Source organism: Pseudomonas azerbaijanorientalis (assembly GCF_019139795.1).
GTDB lineage: Bacteria > Pseudomonadota > Gammaproteobacteria > Pseudomonadales > Pseudomonadaceae > Aquipseudomonas > Aquipseudomonas laurylsulfatiphila.
Genome location: NZ_CP077078.1, coordinates 3,476,048 through 3,497,178, shown reverse-complemented (window position 1 = coordinate 3,497,178; position 21,131 = coordinate 3,476,048). Strand labels below are relative to the sequence as shown.

General features: G+C 61.1%; 17 protein-coding genes and 3 pseudogenes. 2 read left to right on the top strand and 18 right to left on the bottom strand.

Annotated features, from left to right (window positions below; all coding sequences use genetic code 11):
* Positions 1 to 65: 65 nt before the first annotated feature.
* From KSS91_RS15575 to KSS91_RS15555, 6 genes and pseudogenes are all read right to left on the bottom strand, one after another.
* Positions 66 to 773, bottom strand: coding sequence for an HPP family protein (locus KSS91_RS15575; RefSeq protein ID WP_217835303.1), 708 nt, complete (start codon positions 771 to 773; stop codon positions 66 to 68).
* Between the two features lie 159 nt (positions 774 to 932).
* Positions 933 to 2,144 carry an MFS transporter gene (locus KSS91_RS15570; RefSeq protein WP_437179705.1) on the bottom strand — a complete coding sequence of 404 codons (1,212 nt, stop codon included), beginning with the start codon at positions 2,142 to 2,144 and terminating at the stop codon, positions 933 to 935.
* A 138-nt stretch (positions 2,145 to 2,282) separates the two neighbouring features.
* A complete protein-coding gene (locus KSS91_RS15565; RefSeq protein WP_015095277.1) occupies positions 2,283 to 3,662 on the bottom strand; it encodes a UDP-glucose dehydrogenase family protein in 1,380 nt (459 codons plus the stop codon).
* Positions 3,659 to 3,733, bottom strand: a pseudogene (locus KSS91_RS15560) (4-amino-4-deoxy-L-arabinose-phosphoundecaprenol flippase subunit ArnF); the annotation flags it as partial. The gene KSS91_RS15565 and the pseudogene KSS91_RS15560, both read right to left, overlap by 4 nt.
* A gap of 55 nt (positions 3,734 to 3,788) precedes the next feature.
* Positions 3,789 to 3,887 (bottom strand): annotated as a pseudogene (locus tag KSS91_RS28915) (hypothetical protein); the annotation flags it as partial.
* A gap of 49 nt (positions 3,888 to 3,936) precedes the next feature.
* A pseudogene (locus KSS91_RS15555) lies at positions 3,937 to 4,080 on the bottom strand (DegT/DnrJ/EryC1/StrS family aminotransferase); the annotation flags it as partial.
* 347 nt (positions 4,081 to 4,427) lie between these two features.
* Here KSS91_RS15555 and KSS91_RS15550 point away from each other — a divergent pair.
* Complete coding sequence (locus KSS91_RS15550; protein WP_217835301.1) at positions 4,428 to 5,336, top strand: site-specific integrase; 909 nt, start codon at positions 4,428 to 4,430, stop codon at positions 5,334 to 5,336.
* Positions 5,337 to 5,340: 4 nt separating this feature from the next.
* Here KSS91_RS15550 and KSS91_RS15545 read toward each other — a convergent pair whose 3' ends face one another.
* The 10 genes from KSS91_RS15545 to KSS91_RS15500 all read right to left on the bottom strand — a co-directional run bounded on the left by KSS91_RS15545 (position 5,341) and on the right by KSS91_RS15500 (position 17,168).
* Complete coding sequence (locus KSS91_RS15545) at positions 5,341 to 6,411, bottom strand: ABC transporter ATP-binding protein (protein ID WP_217835300.1); 1,071 nt, start codon at positions 6,409 to 6,411, stop codon at positions 5,341 to 5,343.
* Positions 6,408 to 8,006: an ABC transporter permease gene (locus KSS91_RS15540; RefSeq protein ID WP_217835299.1), complete on the bottom strand. Its 1,599-nt coding sequence runs from the start codon at positions 8,004 to 8,006 to the stop codon at positions 6,408 to 6,410. Before KSS91_RS15540 ends, KSS91_RS15545 begins: the two co-directional genes overlap by 4 nt.
* 3 nt (positions 8,007 to 8,009) lie before the next feature.
* Positions 8,010 to 9,023: an iron ABC transporter substrate-binding protein gene (locus KSS91_RS15535; RefSeq protein ID WP_217835298.1), complete on the bottom strand. Its 1,014-nt coding sequence runs from the start codon at positions 9,021 to 9,023 to the stop codon at positions 8,010 to 8,012.
* 510 nt (positions 9,024 to 9,533) lie between these two features.
* Positions 9,534 to 10,091, bottom strand: a complete 558-nt coding sequence (locus tag KSS91_RS15530; protein ID WP_217835297.1) for a PqiC family protein — start codon at positions 10,089 to 10,091, stop codon at positions 9,534 to 9,536.
* Positions 10,092 to 10,108: 17 nt separating this feature from the next.
* Positions 10,109 to 11,785 (bottom strand): PqiB family protein, encoded by a 1,677-nt coding sequence (locus KSS91_RS15525; RefSeq protein ID WP_217835296.1) that lies wholly within the window; start codon positions 11,783 to 11,785, stop codon positions 10,109 to 10,111.
* Positions 11,766 to 12,422, bottom strand: coding sequence for a paraquat-inducible protein A (locus KSS91_RS15520; protein ID WP_015095269.1), 657 nt, complete (start codon positions 12,420 to 12,422; stop codon positions 11,766 to 11,768). Before KSS91_RS15520 ends, KSS91_RS15525 begins: the two co-directional genes overlap by 20 nt.
* Complete coding sequence (locus tag KSS91_RS15515) at positions 12,419 to 13,015, bottom strand: paraquat-inducible protein A (protein ID WP_095967089.1); 597 nt, start codon at positions 13,013 to 13,015, stop codon at positions 12,419 to 12,421. Before KSS91_RS15515 ends, KSS91_RS15520 begins: the two co-directional genes overlap by 4 nt.
* Positions 13,016 to 13,270: 255 nt before the next feature.
* Positions 13,271 to 14,572 (bottom strand): NAD(P)/FAD-dependent oxidoreductase, encoded by a 1,302-nt coding sequence (locus KSS91_RS15510; RefSeq protein WP_217835295.1) that lies wholly within the window; start codon positions 14,570 to 14,572, stop codon positions 13,271 to 13,273.
* Positions 14,569 to 15,657 carry a polyamine ABC transporter substrate-binding protein gene (locus tag KSS91_RS15505; RefSeq protein WP_217835294.1) on the bottom strand — a complete coding sequence of 363 codons (1,089 nt, stop codon included), beginning with the start codon at positions 15,655 to 15,657 and terminating at the stop codon, positions 14,569 to 14,571. The genes KSS91_RS15510 and KSS91_RS15505 overlap by 4 nt, the downstream gene beginning before the upstream one ends.
* 152 nt (positions 15,658 to 15,809) lie before the next feature.
* On the bottom strand, positions 15,810 to 17,168 hold the full coding sequence (locus tag KSS91_RS15500; RefSeq protein ID WP_217835293.1) for a glutamine synthetase family protein: 1,359 nt from the start codon (positions 17,166 to 17,168) through the stop codon (positions 15,810 to 15,812).
* 162 nt (positions 17,169 to 17,330) lie between these two features.
* Here KSS91_RS15500 and KSS91_RS15495 point away from each other — a divergent pair, with 162 nt between their 5' ends.
* Positions 17,331 to 18,263, top strand: coding sequence for a helix-turn-helix domain-containing protein (locus tag KSS91_RS15495; RefSeq protein WP_015095265.1), 933 nt, complete (start codon positions 17,331 to 17,333; stop codon positions 18,261 to 18,263).
* Here KSS91_RS15495 and KSS91_RS15490 read toward each other — a convergent pair.
* Positions 18,260 to 18,856, bottom strand: a complete 597-nt coding sequence (locus tag KSS91_RS15490) for a cupin domain-containing protein (RefSeq protein WP_217835292.1) — start codon at positions 18,854 to 18,856, stop codon at positions 18,260 to 18,262. The two genes, KSS91_RS15495 and KSS91_RS15490, sit on opposite strands and share 4 nt — an antisense overlap.
* Positions 18,857 to 19,057: 201 nt before the next feature.
* A complete protein-coding gene (locus KSS91_RS15485) occupies positions 19,058 to 21,019 on the bottom strand; it encodes an oxidoreductase (protein ID WP_217835291.1) in 1,962 nt (653 codons plus the stop codon).
* Positions 21,020 to 21,131: the final 112 nt, after the last annotated feature.

Genomic DNA, 21,131 nt, shown 5'->3' with positions numbered 1-21,131 from the left:
AGAAAATGGAGGCGCAGGATGCCAGAACCGCCCGGCCACGGCAAAAGATCCACCAGAACAGGGGCTTACGGACGCGGGGCGAACACCTCGGCGACGCTGCGGCGTTTGGCGTGCAATTGGCTGGCCTGGATCAGCTGTTCGAGGTCCTCGGGCGTGACGTCATAGAAGGCTTCCATGTCCGCCAGCGCCAGTTTCAGGTCTTCGGCGGTGATGGCCTGACTGTCGACTGGCGGGTGATCGGCCGGGACAGTGACGGCCGGTTCGCTGGTGCCCTTGGGGTAACGAACGCGGGTCAGGTTGTTGTAGGCAAGGGCGCAGAGCAGCATCGTCGCTGCGCTGAGCATGACCGGCTCAATGGCTTTCCAGTCCATGGCAATGGTCACCGGATCGGCCAGTACCAGGGTCAGGGCCAATGCCCCGGCCGGTGGATGCAGGCAGCGCAACCAACACATCAGCAACACCGCCATGCCCGCCGCCAGACAGGCGCTACCGAGGGTTCGGCCCAACACATGGGCCACCAGCAGCGCAATCACTGCGGCGCACAAGTAGCCACCCAGAATCGACCAGGGCTGGGCGAGCGCTCCCGAAGACACCGCAAATAACAGCACAGCAGACGCCCCCAGCGGGCCGATCAGGTGCTGGGCCACCTCAATGCCAAACACTAGGCTACAGAGCCAGACGCTCAGCAACGTGCCCAAGGCCATGCCGATGGCGGCGCGGCTCCATTCTGTGGGGCGGGTGTTGATGGCGACGGGCAACCAGCGGGCAAGCATTGCGAGAAAACTCCGGCAGAAAAAGTCGAGGTAAAAAAAGGGCTTAGCTGGCAAACCCAGAAAGCCCTTGAAGGTGTTCCAACTGTTGGGGGAGGAACAGGCACAGTGTGCCGTTCAATCCAGCTACTGACAAATTCATATTAATGAGCTTTCAGTGCATTAATTTTGCTTTAAGTTGCCCCGTCGGCCACTCATGTAGCAGAGCAGGCCGCCCACCGCAGCCAGTGCACTCAAGGCATAAAACATCGTCGGCGCCGGGGTGTGCATCAGCATGAAGCCGCAAATCACCGGGCTCACCGCGCCGCCAAGCGCAGCCAGGTTTTGCGCGCCGTAGTAACTGCCGCGCAGTTCTTCCGGAGCCAGGGTGTCGACAAAGAGAAACTCGGCCGGGTAAATGATGATTTCACCCAGGGTGAAGATGAACATTGCCACGCACCAGCTCACCAGGCTGTCCGCCAGGCTGAAACCGATCAGGCCGAGGATGAACAGGCCGGTGCCGGCCACAATCCACTGGCGCAATTGTTCACGTTTGAGAAAACGCCCGACCTGGTATTGCAACAGGATCACGCTGATGGCGTTGCAGGCGAGCAGGGCAGCCATGATTTCCATGGTGTGCTGGGGATTACTGGTCACCAGCAGGTACTGCGACAGGTAAAAGGTAAATCGCCCGTGCACCACGGTGCTGAGCAGGCAACCGGCGGTGAACATGATCAGGGTGCGGTCGTTTTTCAGGGTGATCAGGGTTTTCAGAAAACTCTGCGCCTGACCGGTAAAAGGCACTTTGGCCGGATCCGCGGGAATGCCGGTCATCAGGAAAATACTGAAAAAAGCGATGGCCGCCGCGATCAGGAATGGCGCACTGGCAAAGGCGCCGGCAATCAGCACGCCAAGCATCGGCCCGACCGCGTAGCCAATGTTGGTCAGCGTATAGCTCAAGGAAAATGCCTTGGCCCGCTGGCCCACGGGCAGGTTGTCGCTGAGGATCGCTTTCGAACCGATCAGGAACAGCGCCGAGGCGGTTTCGGTGACGATCAGGGTGATCGTGGTCAGGTAGAGGTTTTCGGCAAAGGTCAGCAACACCAGGCCGACCGCGCTGGAGGCCATCGACAGCACGAGCAGTCGGCGTTTTTCGAAGCGATCGATGATGTAGCCGCCATAGAGGGAGAGCAGGGTGGCGACAAACACCGCAATGCCGAGCAACAAGCCAACGTCCTGTTGGTTGAGGCCAAGCTTGTCGCTGACGAACAACGTGAGTAACGGGCTGGTGATGGCGCGGCTGACGACGATGGTCAGCGAGCAGATCAGCAGGCGGCGGATGAGGGGGGAGTATCGGGTCACGGTGTGAATGTCCTTATTCGATCGGGCCGGCATCAGTCCAATGGTCGGCGCTACTCTAGCAGGCGGACATCCGGTCGTTGCTACAGGATTTACTGGCGGTGCAGCAACGGCGCCAGGCACCGGCAGCGCCGATGCCAGCAATCGGAAGTCAAACCGCCGGGAGCATGAGGCTTAAGCGACCACTGACTCGGCCAGCCATTGCTGGTAAGGGATCGGCAACTTGTGCGACTCACCCCGACCGATCGGGAAGTAGGTAAAGCCGATGCGTGCCAGGCGGTCCGCGTCGTACAGGTTGCGGCCATCGAAGATCACCGGCGTGTTGAGGCGTTGGCGGATAAACTCGAAGTCCGGCGCCTTGAACTGTTGCCATTCGGTGCAGATGATCAATGCATCGGCGCCGGCCAAGACTGACTCAGGCGTACCCATGAGCATCAGTCTCGACTCATCCGGATACAGCTTCTGGGTTTCCTGCATGGCTTCCGGATCGAACGCACGGACATTCGCCCCGGCGGCCCACAACGATTCGAGCAACACCCGGCTCGGTGCATCGCGCATGTCGTCGGTATTGGGTTTGAAGGCCAGGCCCCAGACGGCAAAGGTCTTGCCGCGCAAGTCGCCCCGGTAGAACGCGTTGATGCGCTCGAACAGCTTGTGCTTTTGCCGCTCGTTGATGGCTTCCACTGCCTGCAGCAGGTCACTGGAGCAATGGGCCTCTTCGGCGCTGTGGATCAGGGCGCGCATGTCCTTGGGGAAGCACGAGCCACCGTAGCCGCAACCGGGATAGATGAAGTGGTAGCCGATACGCGAGTCGGCGCCGATGCCCAGGCGTACCGATTCGATGTCGGCACCCAGGTGTTCGGCCAGTTCGGCGATCTGGTTGATGAAGCTGATCTTGGTCGCCAGCATGCAGTTGGCGGCGTATTTGGTCAGTTCGGCGCTGCGCAGGCCCATGAACATGATGCGTTCGTGGTTGCGGTTGAAGGGGGAGTACAGGTCACGCATCACATCACGCACTTCATCGCGTTCACAGCCGATGACGATACGGTCCGGGCGTCGGCAGTCGGCCACGGCCGAACCTTCTTTCAAGAACTCCGGGTTCGAGACGATATCGAACTGCAATACCCGCCCGACACTGAGCAGGCATTTGTCGATGTGCGCGCGTAAGGCGTCGCCGGTGCCGACCGGGACGGTGGATTTCTCCACCAGGATCGCCGGCTGTTCGCGATACCGTGCTACCGCTTCGCCCACCGACATCACGTAGCGCAAGTCTGCTGAACCATCGTCCCGGGACGGTGTGCCGACCGCGATGAACAGCACCTGACCGTGTTGGACCGCTAATCTTTCGTCGCTGGTGAACTGCAACCGTTTGGCGTCAAGACCTTCGCGTACCAGGCTGGCCAGGCCGGGTTCGAAAATACTCACGTGGCCCTGTTGGAGCAGTTCGACTTTTTTCTCGTCAACGTCCATGCAGATCACGTCGTGGCCGACTTCCGCCAGTACCGCTGCCTGCACCAGGCCAACATAGCCGCTACCAAACACACTGATTTTCATGGGGCACTCCTTTGTTCGGGCGCACGAGCAGGTCGGGAATTGATGGTGATGACGCCGAGGATGACCAATGCTGGCGGCCACTTGCTGGCGGGCACCGTGCATGCACTGTTGCACCTGGTCCGGGTCGACGCGCTGCTTCAGCGAATCAGGATAGGCAAGGCCATATTTCAATTTGCTTATCGTGTTGAAAAAAGCCACGTGCGGCCGTTTCAACCGCCAGGACAACGCCGAAGCGGCGCCCAGGTCGTTGCTCGGCAATCTGACGCTCTGGCTGAGTGACTGTGGTGTGGGTAGCGTCTTGGATCACGGCAATGCCGTGTTTGTCGGCGAGGGCGTAAAGCCGATCGAGATCGAATGCCGCACCGGCGTAATGCACCGGGATGATGGCTTTGGTGCGCGGTGTGATCGCCGCCTCGATATCAGAACCTGCATCAAATCAAATAGTTACCGGTCGGCGGTAAAAAACTGCATCGATTGACTTTTTTCGCCGTGGGCGGCAGGTTGGACGTCCATTCGGGTTGCTTCGACGCCATGGGAGGTTATGCCCGATTTTGTGAAAGGGACATGAAAAGCGGTGGTGGAATCGTTTATCTGAAGGCTATTTAATCTGCTGTTCAGACTTCCCGCGTTTATGGTGTTTTTAGGAAAAGTTCTACAGAACTGATGTCCTTTATATGATCGTTATTTCTCTTCTTGGTTGCTTCATTGACCTGTTTTCATTCAAGGCCGTTTCGTTTGATTGACTTACCTGTAGCTGATTCTCGCATGCCCCTCACCAATCCGCTGACCTTGTATCTGACGCGGCTGGCACCCTCCAGCCAGCTGACCATGCGCTACGTGCTGCAGGACGCCGCCGACCGCCTGGGCTTCGAAGACTGCGATATCGAGGAGATACCCTGGCACAACCTGCAGCCCGAAGATGTGATCGCACTGGTGGCCGCATTGCGTTCAGATGGCTATGCGCCGAACACGTCTTCACTGTATGTCAACGCGGTGCGCGGGGTGATGAACGAAGCGTGGCGCATGAGCCTGATCTCGCAGGAGCACCTGTTGAAGATGCGCTCGGTGAAGGGCATCGCCGGTACACGGCTGTCCCAGGGACGCAACCTCAGGCGTACGCTGATCCAGGAACTGATGGCCGTCTGCGCCGCCGATCCGCGGCCACAAGGCTTGCGGGATGCGGCGATCATCGGGATTTTGTACGGCTCGGGAATGCGCAAGTCCGAATCGGTGAACCTGGAGCTGAATCAGGTCGACTTCACCCAGCGCAGCCTGCAGGTGACGGCCAAGGGCAACAAGCAGTTGATCAAGTACGCGCCGGCCTGGGCTTTCGCCAAACTGCAAGCCTGGCTTGAACTGCGCCGCTCCCTGCTCAAGGAAGGCGAAACGGACGATCCGTTCCTGTTCAATCGCATTCGCCGTGGCAGCCATATCACCCGTGAGCGCATCACCAAGCATGCGATCTACTACATCGCCCGGCAACGGGGGGCGCAGGTCGGAGTGAAAATCATGCCCCACGACTTCCGGCGTTCATTCATCACCCGGGTGATCGAAGAGCATGACTTGTCGATTGCGCAGAAACTGGCGCACCACAGCAACATCCAGACTACGGCCAACTACGATGTGCGCGACGACAACGAGCGGCGTCGGGCAGTGGATCGTTTCGACCTGTGAACGATTACAGCTCGCTCAGCACGTGGGCGTGGCCAATGGTCGAGACCTGAACCGCGCTGCCGGCGGGTGGTGCGTACATGCCGGAGCTGCGCACCAGCAGTGATCGGCCCGGTTGCTCGCGGGTGGTCAATGACTGGAGTTCGACCGTCAGCGTGCAAGTGTTGCCGCTGAAATCCCGATCGGTGACCACGGCCCGGCAACCATCGGCTTGCGGGTCGCCGGGAAGGATACCGGCCAATTGCAGCTGTTCAGGGCGCAGCATGATCTGCGCCGAGTTGTTGTTGCGGTGGTTGTTGACCGGGATCCGCCCCAGGTCGCAATGAGCCCAACCGGCCTCGATGCGCGCCGGCATCACCACGGCATCCCCCAGGAACAGGGCGGTCTGTTCGTCTTCGGGATAGCGGTAAAGGTCCAGCGGATGCCCTGACTGTACCAGTCGGCCCTGGCGCATCACCGCCAGCTGGTCGGCGAACGACAGGGCTTCACTCTGGTCATGGGTGACCAGGATGGTGGTGACGCCCGCGTCTTCCAGCAGCCGCGCGACCATCTTGCGCATCGCGGCGCGCAATCCGGTGTCGAGCGCCGAGAACGGCTCGTCCAGCAGCATCAACCGTGGTTGTTGTGCCAATGCCCGGGCCAGGGCCACGCGTTGTTGCTGGCCGCCGGACAATTCGTGAGGCCAGCGCTCGGCCATCTTCGCGTCCAGCGCCACGCTGTCCATCAGTTCGGCGACGCGCTGTTGTTTTTCAGAGCCCTTGGTTGCCAGGCCGAAACCGATGTTCGCCGCCACGGTCATGTGCGGAAACAGGGCGCCGTCCTGCGGCACGTAGCCGATCAGGCGTTGATGGGCCGGTACTTCGTGGGTGCCGTCGACCAGGGTCTGGCCATTGAGCGACAGGCGCCCGGAATCGGGGAATTCGAAGCCGGCAATCATTCGCAGCAAGGTGGTTTTGCCGGAGCCGGACGGGCCGACGATGACCGTGCGACTGCCGCTTGGCACCGACAGGCTGACGTTGTCCAGCGCGCAATGGGCGCCATAGGACTTGTAGAGGGCATTGAGTTCAAGTGTGTTCATCGGCCAGCCGTTTTTTTCGATTGGTGATAAAGAAGTCCGGTCAGCGGCAGCGACAGCACAACCATCAATAAGGCGTAGGGCGCCGCGGCGGCGTAATCGATTTCGCTGGTCATGGCCCAGAATCCGGTGGCCAGGGTGCGCGTGCCGTTCGGGGCCAGCAGCAGGGTGGCGGTCAATTCGTTGGTGATCGCCAGGAACACCAGCGCCGCACCGGCGGCAGCCCCCGGGGCGGCCAGGCGCAAGGTGATCAGCCACAGTGCCCGGGCTGGCGAACGGCCAAGGCTGCGGGCGATGTTCTCCAGTTCCACCGGGGCCTGGGCAATGCCGGCGCGCAGGCTGACCAGGGCGCGGGGCAGGAACATCAGCAGGTACGCCAGCAACACGGTGAAGGTGGTCTGGTAAATCGGCCGGGCAAAATGGATCGTGACGGTGACCAGGGCCAGCGCCACGATGATTCCGGGCAAGGAACTGGTGATGTAGTTGCAGCTTTCCAGCACGCGTTGCATACGGCTGGGGTAACGGATCGACAGCCAGGCAATCGGGATCGCCGCGAAAGTTGTGAGCGCGGCACCTGCGACGCCGAGCAACAGGGTTTGTTCCAGAGCAGGCAACAACTCGGCCATGTCCCAGACTTCCCCGCCGCCGGCGATCAGCCATTTGCCCAAGGTGATCAAGGGCACGCCCAGGGCCAGGGCACAGGTCACGATTTGCAGCGTCAACGAGAGCAGGGTGGACGCCGGTTTCAGGCACACGACCCGTTGCTCCCGGGCGCTCCCCGAACCGACGCGAGCGTAACGTGCCGAACCCCGGGCGGCGGACTCGGCCGTCAACATGGCCAGGCAACACAGCGCCAGCACACTGGCCAGCATGTGCGCCGCTGCGCCGTTGAAGGTCGATTTGAACTGGTCGAAGATCGCGGTGGTAAAGGTGTCGAAGCGGATCATGGCGTACAGGCCATACTCGGCCAGCAGGTGCAGGCCGACCAGCAACGCGCCGCCGCAGATCGCCAGGCGCAATTGCGGCAACACCACACGGAAAAACACTTTCCAGGGTTTGAGCCCCATGGACTCGGCGACGTCTTCAATGGCTGGGTCGAGCCGGCGCAACGTGGCCGCCACCGGCAAATACAGGAACGGGAAGTAGGCGATGACCGAGACCAGGACACCGGCAAACAAGCCGTGAATCGGTGGCACCAGGCTGACCCAGGCGTAACTGTGAACGAACGCAGGCACCGCCAGCGGTGCGGTGGCCAGCAACGACCACCAGCGCCGCCCTGGCAGATTCGTGCGTTCGGTCAGCCATGCCAGTGTCACTCCCAGTGCCACGCACAAGGGAATCGTCAGCAGCACCAGCAACAGGGTGTTGACCAGCAGTTCACCGACCCGAGGGCGGAACACCAGGGTCACGACGGTTGACCAGCCTGTCTGCAGGGACACGCCGATAACGTAAGCGATCGGTAGCAGTGCCAGTAATGAAACCAGCATCGACAAACCGATCACCCATACACCGCCACGCCCGGCAAATAGTCCGCGGGATCGTCGACGCAATGGTGCGGGAGTCGCCTCGGCGACTCCTGCAGGCAGGGTTTCAGGCATCAATTAGAGCAGTCCGGCCTGTGTCATCAGCTCCACGGCTTTTTTGCTGTCGAGTTTTGAAGCATCGACAGTCGGCGCATCGAGCTGATTCAGAGGCACCAGTTTAGGGTTGGATTCAGCGCCTTTGCCGACGGCGTATTCAAACGACTTGCCGTTCTTCAGCACAGCCTGGCCGTCCTTGCCGGTAATGTACTTGAGGAACGCCTGGGCTTGTTCCTTGTGTTGGCTGGAAGCGAGGACGCCGCCGCCGGAGATGCTGACAAAAGCGCCCGGATCCTTGTGCTTGAAATAGTGCAGGGCGGTGTTCTTGCTGTTTTCCCCGGTCTTGGATTGATCCACCAGGCTGTAATAGTGGTAGATCACACCGCTTTCGATCTGCCCGGCATTCACCGCCTTGAGTACTGCGCTGTTGCCACGGTAGCTGGTGTAGTTGGTTTTCATCCCCTTGAGCCATTCCAGCGTGGCGGCTTCGCCCTTTTGTTGCAGGATGGCCGCGACTATGGCCTGGAAGTCAGCACCGCCTGGCGACGCGCCCCAGCGACCTTTCCAGCTTGGGTCGGCCAGGTCCATGATCGATTTCGGCAAGTTGGTTTCCGAGAGTTTGCTCGGGTTGTAGACAAACACCGTGGAACGCGCGGCGATCCCGACCCATTTGCCGTGGGCCGGACGATAGGCCGGGTCGACCTGCTCCTGCGTGGCTTTGTCGACAGGTGCGAACAGCCCGGCGTTGTCGACCAGCACCATGGCCGGGGAGTTTTCGGTCAGGAATACATCTGCCGGAGAGGACACGCCTTCCTGCACGATCTGATTGCCCATTTCGGTGTCATCGCCGTTGCGCAAGGTGACAGGGATACCGGTTTCCTGGGTAAAGCCCTCGACCCAGGCCTTGGTCAGGCCTGCATGTTGCGCGTTGTACACCACGATGCCGACGGAGTCGGCAGCATAGACCTGGCCAACGCTCAGCAAAGCGGTGGCCAGCAGGGCTTTTTTCAAGAACGAAGGGATTTTGGGAATCATTCTGCGGGCTGCTCCTGGTGCATTTTTTGAAAGTCATGCGCATTGAAACGCCAGTTAACCAATGCGAATCATTTGCATATCTGGAATTGCAGGGAATGTAGAGATCCAAATGAGAAAATAACGTCAAAAAAACCGTTAATACATGTAATTTTCATTCAGATTAGCAGCACTGTGCCAGCCGTGGTGCGACTCGTCGATTAAACGATGTCGTCGATCAGAACGTGACGCTGCCCACGACTGCCTTTTTCAATCACCCGATGCCAGTTGCTGCTGGCCCCGCGCGGAGTTCATCGGGGTTGCGAAGCGATAGCTCGGTGATTGCCGGTGTGCCGAGGAACGGGTCGCTGAAACTACTGTAGGAGCCAGCCTGCTGGCGATGGACTCCAGTGCGCCGCGTTCATCCAGCTCACCCGCGTTATCGTTAACCACCATCGCAGGCAAGCCAGCTCCCACAAGGGACCGTGCCCAAGCTGAAACTGTAGGACCCAGCTTGCTGGCGATGGATGGTCTTCAGGACGAAGGGCAGTTCGCCTGGGGGCGGGTGGCCGCCTGGCTGATCAGCGCGGCCAGGCGTTTGATGTTGTTTTGGTGGGCAAGTACCAGTTCATCGACACTTGCGCCTGACGGCGTTTGCAAGGTGCTGCGGCAAATCACCTGGGCCTTGTTGCCGGGCTCGGCACTGCGCAGACGCCATATCACGTCCATTAGCGCGTATTGACCGGGAACAGAGTCAAAACGCTGCACATCGACCCGCACCGAATACCTGCCCTGTACGGGACTGTTGCCCAGTTGATCGGCCAGCGCACTGCTCAATTCGTCGACGAGGGTTGCGCCCCACCAATGGGTTTCGAGGATCGCCAGGCCACTGTTGCCCTCGCGAATGACGATCTGCGCACGATCGACCTGGGGCGGCAAGCTTATCGTCTCGATCTGAATCACTCCGGCGGTGGTCGTGGAATGATTGCCCACCTGGGCCGGGGTCAGGGTATGGAACTGAATCGGGTCACTGCGGCAAGCGGTGAGCAGCAACAACGCGGTGAACACTGTGAATTTCAGCGGAAAAGCCATGGGTGTTGCTCCTGTGCTCAATTGCGCGGTGGCCCTTGCAGATCCATGGGCGGGGCATTGTTCGGGCGGCCGCGAAGCAGCGATTCCGGATGCCGTCCGAGGTAATCCGAAAGATCACGCAAGGATCTCGACGTGCGTCCCAGTTCATCCAGTGTCTGCCCCAGTTTTTCCCGTTGCGGCGAGTCGTCGGCCAAGGTCGAACCGGCGGATTTCAGGGTCGTATTGGCGGTTTCCAGCGTCTTGCTTAAGTCCGCCAGAGTGGTTTGCACGCCGGGCATGATCTTGCCGTTGAATTGCGCCATGCCCTTGCGCAGTTCGACGAGATTGCCATCGAGATTGCCGGCGATTCGCTCGATCGGCAGTTTGTTGATCTTGTCGACCATGGCTTCGAGTTTTTCCTGCAACTGCTCGAGGCTGCCGGGAATGGTTGGAATCATGACCGGACGCGCCGTTGTATCGAAGGCGACTTTTTCTGCCTTGGGGTAGAAGTCCAGGGCAATGTACAACTGGCCGGTCAGGAAATTACCGGTGCGCGCCTGGGCACGCAGGCCGTTTTCGATAAAGGTGCCGATCAGCCTTACGCCACCGGCTTCGTCATTGGGGTCATGATTGAGCGCCTTGAGCATCTTTTCGTGGGCCTTGCCCAGGCGTTGCGGGTAAATCACGATGCCGACGTTGACCGGAAAGGAACGAAGCTTCTCGTCGTAATCCAGATTGACCGACACCACCTTGCCGATTTCCACACCGAGGAATTCCACCGGCGCATCGACCTTGAGCCCGCGCATTGCCTGGTCGAAGCGCATGGCCAGGTACTGCGGCTTGCCGTTTGGCGGGGCGAGGGCGGTTTGCTGGTCGTCGAACAGTTCGTAGGCGTACTCCGCAGCGGCCGGTTTATCGCCAGGGCTGTAGTCGGGTGCGCGGAAGGCAATGCCGCCCACCAGCAGGGAGGACAGCGATTCGGTCTTGACCGCAAAACCGTTGGCGCCGACGTTCACGTCAATGCCGCTGGCGTTCCAGAAACGCGTGTTTTCAGTAACGTACTTGTCGTTGGGGGCGTGGATGAACAGCTCGATGTTCACGCCTTTGCCATCCGGGTCCAGCGCATAGGCCACCACCTGGCCTACCGGGATCTTGCGGTAGTAGACCGGGGAGCCGATATCCAGGGACCCCAGGTCCTGGGTGAACAGGGTGAAACGCTTGCCCGGTTCGCCGTAGGTGATGGGTGGCGGGTTTTCCAGCCCCGTGAAGCGTTTTGCCCGGCCGTTGGCCTGGCCGATATCGGCGCCGATGTAATCGCCCGACAGCAGGGTGTCGATGCCGGATACGCCGCCAGCGCCAATGCGCGGGCGCACGACCCAGAATTGCGAATCCTCGCGGGTAAAGCTTTCGGCCTGCTTGGCCAGCTTGATGGTGGCGTTGACACTCTTCTGGTCATCGCTCAGTTCCACATCCGAGACTTGGCCAATCACCACATTACGGTACTTGACCTCGGTTTTATTCGCCGTCAGGCCGCTCCCTGTCTTGAATGTGACAACGATGGTCGGGCCTTGCTGCAGAATGCTGTGAACCACCAGCGAAATACCCACCAGCACCGCGACGATCGGCACGATCCAGACCAGCGAAACGCTGAAACGGCGGGTCTTGATCGGTGCCTGCCCAGGGGCTTGCGGCCCGTCAGTGGCTTGCGACTTCATCCGTGACCTCCTCATTGTGCGGGTTTTCCCGCTCTTTATCCCAGATCATGCGTGGATCGAAACTCATTGCCGAGAGCATGGTGAACACCACTACCAGACCAAAAAACAGAATGCCCGGGCGCGGCTCGATGTCGGCCAGGGCCTGGAATTTCACCAGCGATGCCACCAGGGCCACGACTATCACATCGAGCATCGACCAGTAACCGATGACCTCGACGAAGCGGTACAGCGTCGAACGCTCTTTGCGTGCCCACGCGCTGTCGCGCTGGACGGTGACCAGCAGCAAGGTGATGGCGACGAACTTGATGCCCGGCACCGCGATACTGGCAATGAAAATGATCAGGGCGATGTCCCAGGCCCCGGCTTCCCAGAACTCCAGCACGCCGCTCATGATCGTGCTGTCGGCACCATGGCCGACCATCTCGGTGTTCATCACCGGCAACAGGTTGGCCGGGATGTAAAACACCAGGGCCGCGATCATGTAGGCCCAGGTGCGGGTCAGCGAATTGGTTTTGCGCCGGTGCAGCGGCGCACCGCAACGCTCGCATTCGTGAGGCTCACCCGTCATGTCGCAAGCCAGGCCGCAGGTGTGACACAGGCACAGGTTGAGCTCGTCGGCGTACGGAGGCGTGCTCATACAATGTCCCATAGTTCGCGGATGTCGCGCCCGGCGATGCGGATCATCATCAGGCTCAACACGGCCAGGGCAAACAACCCGATACCGGGCAGCACATCAAGCAGGCCGGCGAGTTTGATCACGGCGACCATGGCGCCCAGCAGGCAGACCTCGAGCATGCTCCAGGGCCTCAGGGTTTCCAGCCAGCGCATGCAGAACCTGAAGCCCGGTGAGCGTTGCCCGGCGAGTGCGAAGCCCAGCACCCAGATCAGCAGCAACAACTGGAAGATCGGCGCGATGATCATGGCGATCGCCGCCACCATGGCGATGAAGGTAATAGGCCCCAGGCTCAGGGCCAGCACCGAGTCCCAGAGGGTGGCGCTGTGCTTCGAGCCTTTGAGGCTGATGCTCATCACGGGATAGAAATTGGCGAAAATCCACAGCATCAGCGCGGTAAAGGTCAACGCAAGACGCTGCTCCACTGTCAGGCCGTTATAGCGCTGAAGCACGCCGCCGCAGCGCGTACACAGGGTTTTCTGATGTTTGGCGAGCGTCACTTTTTGGTAAACGCTGTCGCAGTGCTCGCAGATGATCAGCTGATCGGTAGTTGCCATGGGTCAAGCTCAACAAGAGGCAGGAAATTCAGAGCACCCCCTCAATATAGAAGTGCCTCGCGATTGAGCAAATCGAAAGTCGAAACAAGGGGATGGGTAGATGAGCGAATACGCAGAACCCTGTGGGAGCGGGCTTGCTCGCGAAAGCGGTGGGTCAGTCGACATCAATGTTGAATGTCCGACCGCTTTCGCGAGCAAGTCGGATCGCCGCACCGCCGCTCCCACAGTAGGCAGGGGGCACCCGGGAGGATTGTGTCAGCCGAGCATTTCCCGCATCCGATACCAGAACATGCCAAGGGCCAGCAGCGGCGAGCGCAGGGCGCGTCCGCCGGGGAAGGTCATGTGCGGCACGGCGCTGAACACGTCGAAGCCTTTGCTGTGTCCGGCATGGATCGCTTCGCCCAACAACTTCGCGCACCAGTGGGTCACGTTCAGGCCATGGCCGGAGTAGCCCTGGGCATAGAACACGTTCGGGTGCTGGCTCAGGCGCCCGACCTGCGGGAAGCGGTTGGCCGAGATGCCGATCATGCCGCCCCACTGATAGTCGATGCGCGTTTTGGCCAGTTGCGGGAACACCTTGAGCATCTGCGGGCGCATGTAGGCGGCGATGTCCGCCGGGTCGCGCCCGGAGTAATGACAGGCACCGCCGAACAACAAACGCCGGTCAGCCGAGAGCCGGTAGTAGTCCAGCCCGACTTTCTGGTCGCACAGCGCGACGTTGTGCGGGATCAGTTGCCTGGCGGCGTCTTCCGACAAGGGTTCGGTGGCGATGATGTAGCTGCCTGCCGGGAGCACCTTGCCGCTGAGCTTCGGTTCCAGCTCTTCCAGGTGGGCATTGCAAGCCAGCACCAGCGTGGCCGCACGCACGGTGCCCCCGGCACAGCGCACCTGCACCGTGCTGCCGTGGATCAATTCCAGCACCGGGCTTTGCTCGAAGATCTGCACGCCAAGGGACTCGGCGACTTGCGCTTCGCCCAGTGCCAGGTTCAACGGATGCAGGTGGCCCGAGCCCATGTCGACCAGGCCGCCCGCGTAAACGCCGGAGTTCACCACCTGCTCGCGGATCTGTCCAGGTTCGATCAGGCGCGTTTCATGGGCGTAACCGGAATCGAGCAATTGGGCGTGTTCGGCCTTCAGCCCGGCAAAATGCGCCGGGGTGTTGGCCAGTTCACAGAAGCCCCAGCGCAGGTCGCAATCAATGCCGTGTTCGCGGATGCGATTGGCCACGACTTGCACCGATTCGACCCCGGCCTGTTCCAGGTACTGCACGCCTTCGGCGCCCACATGTCGGGCAAAGCCGCTGACGTCATGGCCGATGCCGCGTATCAACTGGCCGCCGTTGCGCCCGCTGGCGCCCCAGCCAATCCGCCGGGCCTCCAGCAGGACCACCGAGAGCCCGCGCTGGGCCAGTTCGATGGCGGTGTTGATGCCGGTGAAACCCGCGCCGACCACGCAGACATCGGCCACCAGGTCCGAGGCCAGCGCGGGACGCTGCCTCATGCCCTTGGCGGACGCTGCGTAATAGGAGTGAGTATGTTCCTGGGTGTACTGATTCATTTGTTGGACTTCACTTTGCTCCACGAGCGGGTCATCAGGCGCATGATCGACTGTGGCGGCGTGGTGGAGATGTAGAGTTTGTCGAGGACCTCCTGGGGCGGATACACCTCGGGGTTGCTCACCAGTTCGGGGTCCATGTACTGCTTGGCGGCCGGGTTCGGGTTGGCGTAGCCGACCGACGCGCTGACCTTGGCAATCACTTGCGGATCCAGCAGGTAGTTGATGAAAGCGTGGGCTTCTTTCTGATTGCTGGCGTCGGCGGGGATGGCCAGCAGGTCGAACCACAGGTTGGCGCCTTCCTTGGGAATGGCGTAGGCGATGTTCACGCCGTTGTTGGCTTCCTTGGCGCGGTTGGCGGCCTGGAACACGTCGCCCGAGTAACCGAACGCCACGCAGATGTCACCGTTGGCCAGGTCCGAGACGTACTTGGAGGAGTGGAAGTAGGTGATGTACGGGCGGATCTCCAGCAGCTTGGCTTCGGCCTTCTTGAAGTCTTCGGGGTTTTCGCTGCGCGGGTCCATGCCCATGTAGTTGAGGACCGCCGGGAACACCTCATCCGCCGAGTCCATCATCGACACGCCGCAGGCACTGAGCTTCTTGATGTTTTCCGGTTCGAACAGCACGGCCCAGGAGTCGATCTTGTCGATGCCCAGCACCGCCTTGACCTTGTCGACGTTGTAGCCGATGCCGTTGGTGCCCCACAGGTAGGGCACCGAGTGGGCGTTGCCCGGATCGTTTTTCTCCAGCAGCGCCAGCAGTTTCGGGTCCAGGTTCTTGAAGTTCGGCAACTGCTCGCGATCGAGCTTGAGGAACGCGCCGGCCTTTACCTGGCGGGCGAGGAAGTGGTTCGACGGCACGACCACGTCATACCCGGTGCGACCGGCAAGCAGTTTGCCTTCCAGGGTTTCGTTGGAATCGAAAACGTCGTAGATCACCTTGATCCCGGTCTTGGCCTGGAAGTCGGCGAGGGTGGTTTCGCCGATGTAGTCGGTCCAGTTGTAGACACTGACCTGGGGTTGAGCCTGGGCAACGGCGCTGAACAGAACCGCCAGTGCGGCCGGGACCACGGATTTCAGTAGACGCATATCGATACCTTCTTGGAATTATTGGATTCTTCAGGTGATTCTTTAGTGGTCTGTCGGCCCTCATCGCGAGCAAGCTCGCTCCCACAGGGGAACGCATTTCAAATGTGGGAGCGAGCTTGCTCGCGATGGGGACATTACGGACGGTGAAGATCTCAGACGCTGAGCATCAGAAACTCACGCTCCCACGAACTGATCACGCGCTTGAAGTTCTCGTGCTCGGCGCGTTTGACCGCGACGTAGCCCCGAACGAACTTGCTGCCCAGGTAGCGGCTGATGGTGTGGCACTCTTCCATCTGGGTCAGGGCGTCTTCGATGGTGATCGGCAGGCGAAGATTGCGACGCTCATAGGCGCGGCCCTGTACCGCGGCGCTTGGCTCGATACGCTCGACCATGCCCAGGTATCCGCACAGCAGGCTGGCGGCGATGGCCAGGTACGGGTTGGCGTCGGCGCCCGGCAGACGGTTCTCCACGCGCATGGCGTCCGGGCTGGACGTCGGTACGCGCAGGCCGACGGTGCGGTTTTCTTCGCCCCATTCGACGTTCACCGGTGCCGAGGTGTCCGGCAGGAAGCGGCGGAACGAGTTGACGTTCGGTGCGAACATCGGCAGCACTTTCGGGATGTACTTCTGCAAGCCCCCGATGTGATGCAGGAACAGCTCGCTCATGTTGCCATCGGCATCGGCGAAGATCGGCTGGCCGGTGGCAATGTCCACCACGCTCTGGTGAATGTGCATGGCGCTGCCAGGCTCGTCGCCGACCGGCTTGGCCATGAAGGTTGCCGCCACGTTGTGCTTGAGTGCCGCTTCACGCATGGTGCGCTTGAACACGGTGATCTGGTCGGCCAGGTCCAGTGCGTTGCCATGACGGAAGTTGATTTCCATCTGCGCCGGGCCGTCTTCGTGGATCAGCGTATCGAGGTCCAGGCCTTGCAGTTCGCACCAGTCGTAGACGTCTTCGAACAGCGGATCGAATTCGTTGGCCGCGTCGATGGAGAACGACTGGCGACCGCTTTCGGCGCGGCCCGAACGGCCCATCGGCGCCTTGAGCGGCAAGTCCGGGTCTTCGCAGCGCTGGGTCAGGTAGAACTCCATTTCCGGCGCGACAATCGGCCGCCAGCCTTTGTCGGTGTACAGTTGCAGGACTTTCTTCAGTACGTTGCGCGGCGACAGTTCGATCGGGTTGCCGAACTTGTCGAAGGTGTCGTGAATCACGATGGCGGTCGGCTCGATGGCCCATGGCACCACGTAGACGGCGTCGGCGTCCGGCTTGCAGACCATGTCGATGTCGGCCGGGTCGAGCAGGTCGTAGTAGATGTCATCGTCGACAAAGTCCCCGGTTACCGTTTGCAGAAGGACACTTTCCGGCAGGCGCATGCCTCGCTCATGCAGGAACTTGTTGGTCGGTGCAATTTTGCCGCGTGCAATGCCGGTCAGGTCGCTGACAACGCACTCGACTTCGGTAATCTTGTGATCTTTCAGCCAAGTGAACAGCTGATCGAAAGGGACATTCATAAAGACCTCGTTATTGGTTTTATTAACGCCAGGAGAAGCCGGTTTCATCCGCCGGACACTTCCCCTGTAGCGCGTTGAGGTCTATCTTGGGCGACCCTTGCGGTTCCATCTATCCACTTTAAGCAGCACAAAGCGCACCAAAAGAGTGCGTAAGGTCATCCCATGACAGGTTCCAACGCCCTCCAGGTCCAAGCCTTCAACACCGCCGATGTCGCCGAGCAAATCCGCGCCACACCGGGTTGGACTCAGCATTACCAGCAGATGTCGCCGGGGCATTTCGCGGGGCTGGTGCGCTACCTGGATCTGCAGGGCGTGGAGATTTACGAAGAGTCGATGAATACCCGGGTCGAGCAGAATTTCAGTGCGCCCCAGGGCTCGTTGTCGTTCTGTTTCGATCGCGGCGACAACGCGCTTTACGTATTGAATGGCGAAAGTCGCAACATCTGGATCACCCCGGAGAACTACCAGGAAATCGCCGTGGTGTTCGGGCCGGAGTTTGTAAAACGCCACAGCCTCGACATCGCCCGGCTCGAAGGGCTGTTCATGGCGCCGCTCAACTCGCAGCAGAACGCGCTGTTCTGCCGCTGGCTCAGCGGGACCCTGACGCGGCTGTCGCAGACCTTCGATCCACCGAGCCGCGAAGCGCTGACCCAGCAACTGCTGGAAGATTGTCTGTTCATTCTCGACAACGCCTGTGTCGGCCTCGACCAGGGCGCATTGCAGCGCCGTGCCGGAGAGCGGGCGATCATGAAGCGGGTAGGGGAATGGGCGGCGGACACCCCGGAAGAACACCTCAACCTGCTGGAACTGTCCCAGGTGGCCGGGGTTTCACTGCGCCAGTTGCAGCATGCGTTCAAGACCTACACCGGCATGGCGCCGACCCAATGGCTGCGCCTGCGCCGCCTCAACAGCGCCCGCCGCGAACTGCTGAGCCGCACACCCACGCAAACCACCGTGGCCGAAGTGGCGATGCACTGGTCGTTCTGGCACCTGGGGCGGTTTTCCAGCAGCTATCGCGCGCTGTTCAAGGAACTGCCGAGCGACACCCTCAAGCGCGCGAGTGTCACTCCGTCAATCGGGCGCGGCCGGCGTTAAAACGTCGGCGGTGTAATCACCCAGATCACCACCGCGTCCACATCGCCGGGGTTGCCGTAGCGGTGCGGCTCCTGGCTGGAAAAGCTGAAGCTGTCACCTTCATTGAGCTGGAAATGGCGCTCGCCAACCCACAGTTCGAAGCTGCCGGACAGCAGAAAGCCGGCTTCTTCGCCGTCGTGGCTGTAGCTTTGCTGGCTGTAGGTGCCGGGCGGGAACCGTGAGTGGAGCATTTCCAGTTGGCGGTTGGCTTGTGGCGTCAGCAACTGATCGACGATACCGTCTTCGTAATGCACGTTCAGGCGGCTGTTCTTGCGCACCACGACGCCATCGTCTTCGGGGGCGGTGACCGCTTCACTGGCGAAGAACCACTGGATGGTGACACCGAGGCTGCGGGCAATGTTGAACAGCGCCGGAATCGACGGGTAGGCGAGGTTGCGCTCCAGCTGGCTGATGTAGCCGGCGGTGAGTTCGCTCTGTTGCGCCAGTGCCGCCAGGGTCATGCCCCGGCGTTTGCGCAGGCCGCGAATGCGCGTGCCGAGGAAATGCGGTTCGGCGTTGCCAGGGGCGGGCGGGGTCTTGCTGTTGTTGCTCATGGAAAGTTCCGAACCGGGAAGGGGCTTGAGCGAATGTCTATCAGTTGAGCACAGACCCTGTGGGAGCGGGCTTGCTCGCGAAGGCGTCGTGTCAGCAAATATTGGTGGTGACTGACACACCGCTTTCGCGAGCAAGCCCGCTCCCACAATGGATTGCACTAGACTCACGGTCTTGCATAAAGCCCCGGAGTATAAACAGCCTTAAAGCTCCCACGCGACTTTCAGGCCTTCATAAATCGCTTCTTCGGCGGTGCGCGGCGCCAGGCAGTCGCCGATGCGGCGAAACTCCACCAGCCCTTGCAACTCGGCGCCCAACGTATCCACCGGTTGATGACCCTGGCACAGCACCAGCGTATCGATGTTCTCCATCAGCATCGGCTCGCCGCTGGCGGTGTGTTGCAGGTAGACCGTGTTGTCATCGCAGCCATACAGCCGCGCGTACGGCGTGATCGGCACGCCCAGTTTATGCAGCTCGCCGGCCAGTTGATCGCGCACGTACAGCGGCAGGTTTTCCCCGCAGTGGGTGCCGTTGACCGCCAGTTGCACCTGATGCCCGGCACGCACCAGGCGCTCGGCGATGCCGGGGCCGATCCAGTCGCAGCGCCAGTCGACCACCACCACCGAGCGGCCGATCTGTACCTCGTCGCGCAACACCTGCCAGGCGTCCACCACCTGCAATTCACCGCCGCGCTCGAAGGTTGGCCAGTAGGGCTCGGCACCGGTGGCGACGATCACCATGTCCGGTTTTTCCTGCTCCACCAGCGCCCGGTCGACCCGGGTATTGCGCACCACGCGCACGCCGGCCAGCTGCATTTCCCGCTGCAGGTTGGTGCTGGCGCCGCCAAACTCGCTGCGCCGTGGCAGCAACTGCGCGAGCAACACCTGGCCGCCCAGTTGTGAACCAGCCTCGTACAGGGTCACGTCATGTCCGCGCTGGGCGGCGACAGCGGCGGCTTTCATCCCGGCCGGGCCGCCGCCGGCGATCATGATGCGTTTGCGATTTTTCGCCTGTCGGCGTTCGGCAAAAATCAGCTCGCGACCGGTTTCCGGGTGCTGGATGCAGGAAATCGGCAAGCCCTTGTGGAAGTGCCCGATGCACGCCTGATTGCAGGCAATGCACGCGCGCACGTCTTCGACGCGGCCGGTGTCGGTCTTGTTGGGCATCTGCGGATCGCAGATCAGCGCTCGGGTCATGCCGCAGACATCGGCCTGGCCGCGAGCCAGAATCAGCTCGGCTTCCTGGGGCTGGTTGATGCGCCCGGTGACGAACAGCGGAATGTTCAAACCGGCCTTGAACGTCCCGGCTTCCTTGGCCAGGTACGCCGCTTCGATCGCCATGGGTGGCACGATATGCACCGCGCCGCCCAGGGAGGCCGAAGTCCCGGCGACGATGTGCACGTAATCGAGCTGCGCTTGCAGTGACTGTACGGCGGCCAGGGATTCGTCTTCGGTCAGGCCTTCGGGGTCGCGCTCGTCGGCAGAGATGCGCAGGCCGATGATGAACTGCTCGTCGGTCGCCGCACGCACGGCAGCGATGATTTCACGCAGGAAACGCAAGCGCTGTTCCAACTCGCCGTTGTAACCATCGGTGCGCCGGTTGACCCGCGGATTGATGAATTGCGCCGGCAGGTAACCGTGGCTGGCAACCACTTCGACGCCATCGATCCCGGCCTGATGCAGGCGGCGGGCGGCAGCGGCATAACCGGCGACGATCTCGTCGATCATGGCCTGGTCGAGGGCGCGGGGCATTACCCGGAAACGTTCGTTGGGCACTGACGAGGCCGAATAGGCCACCGCCAGCAGACCATCGCTGGACTCCATGATCTCCCGACCCGGATGGAACACCTGGGACAACACCAGGGTGCCGTGGGCATGGCAGGTTTGCGCCAGTTTGCGATAGCCCTCGATGCACGCATCGTCGGTAGCCATCAGCACATGGGAGGTGTAGCGCGCACTGTCGTGCACACCGGCCACTTGCAGCACGATGAGCCCGGCACCGCCTTCGGCACGGGCCCGGTGATAGGCGATCAGTTGTTCATTGACCAGGTTGTCGGTGGGCATCGAGGTGTCGTGACCGCTGGACATGATGCGGTTTTTCAGGCGCTTGCCACGGATTTCCAGGGGTTCGAACAGGTGCGCGAAGGCAGGTGTCGAGGTCGGCATGGTGCGGGTACTCCAGGCAGGCTGACCTGTGTAGGAGCGAGCTCGCTCGCGATGGACGTCAACGATAACGCTGGGTACCTGACACCCCGCGGCGTTCTCAGGTCCATCGCGA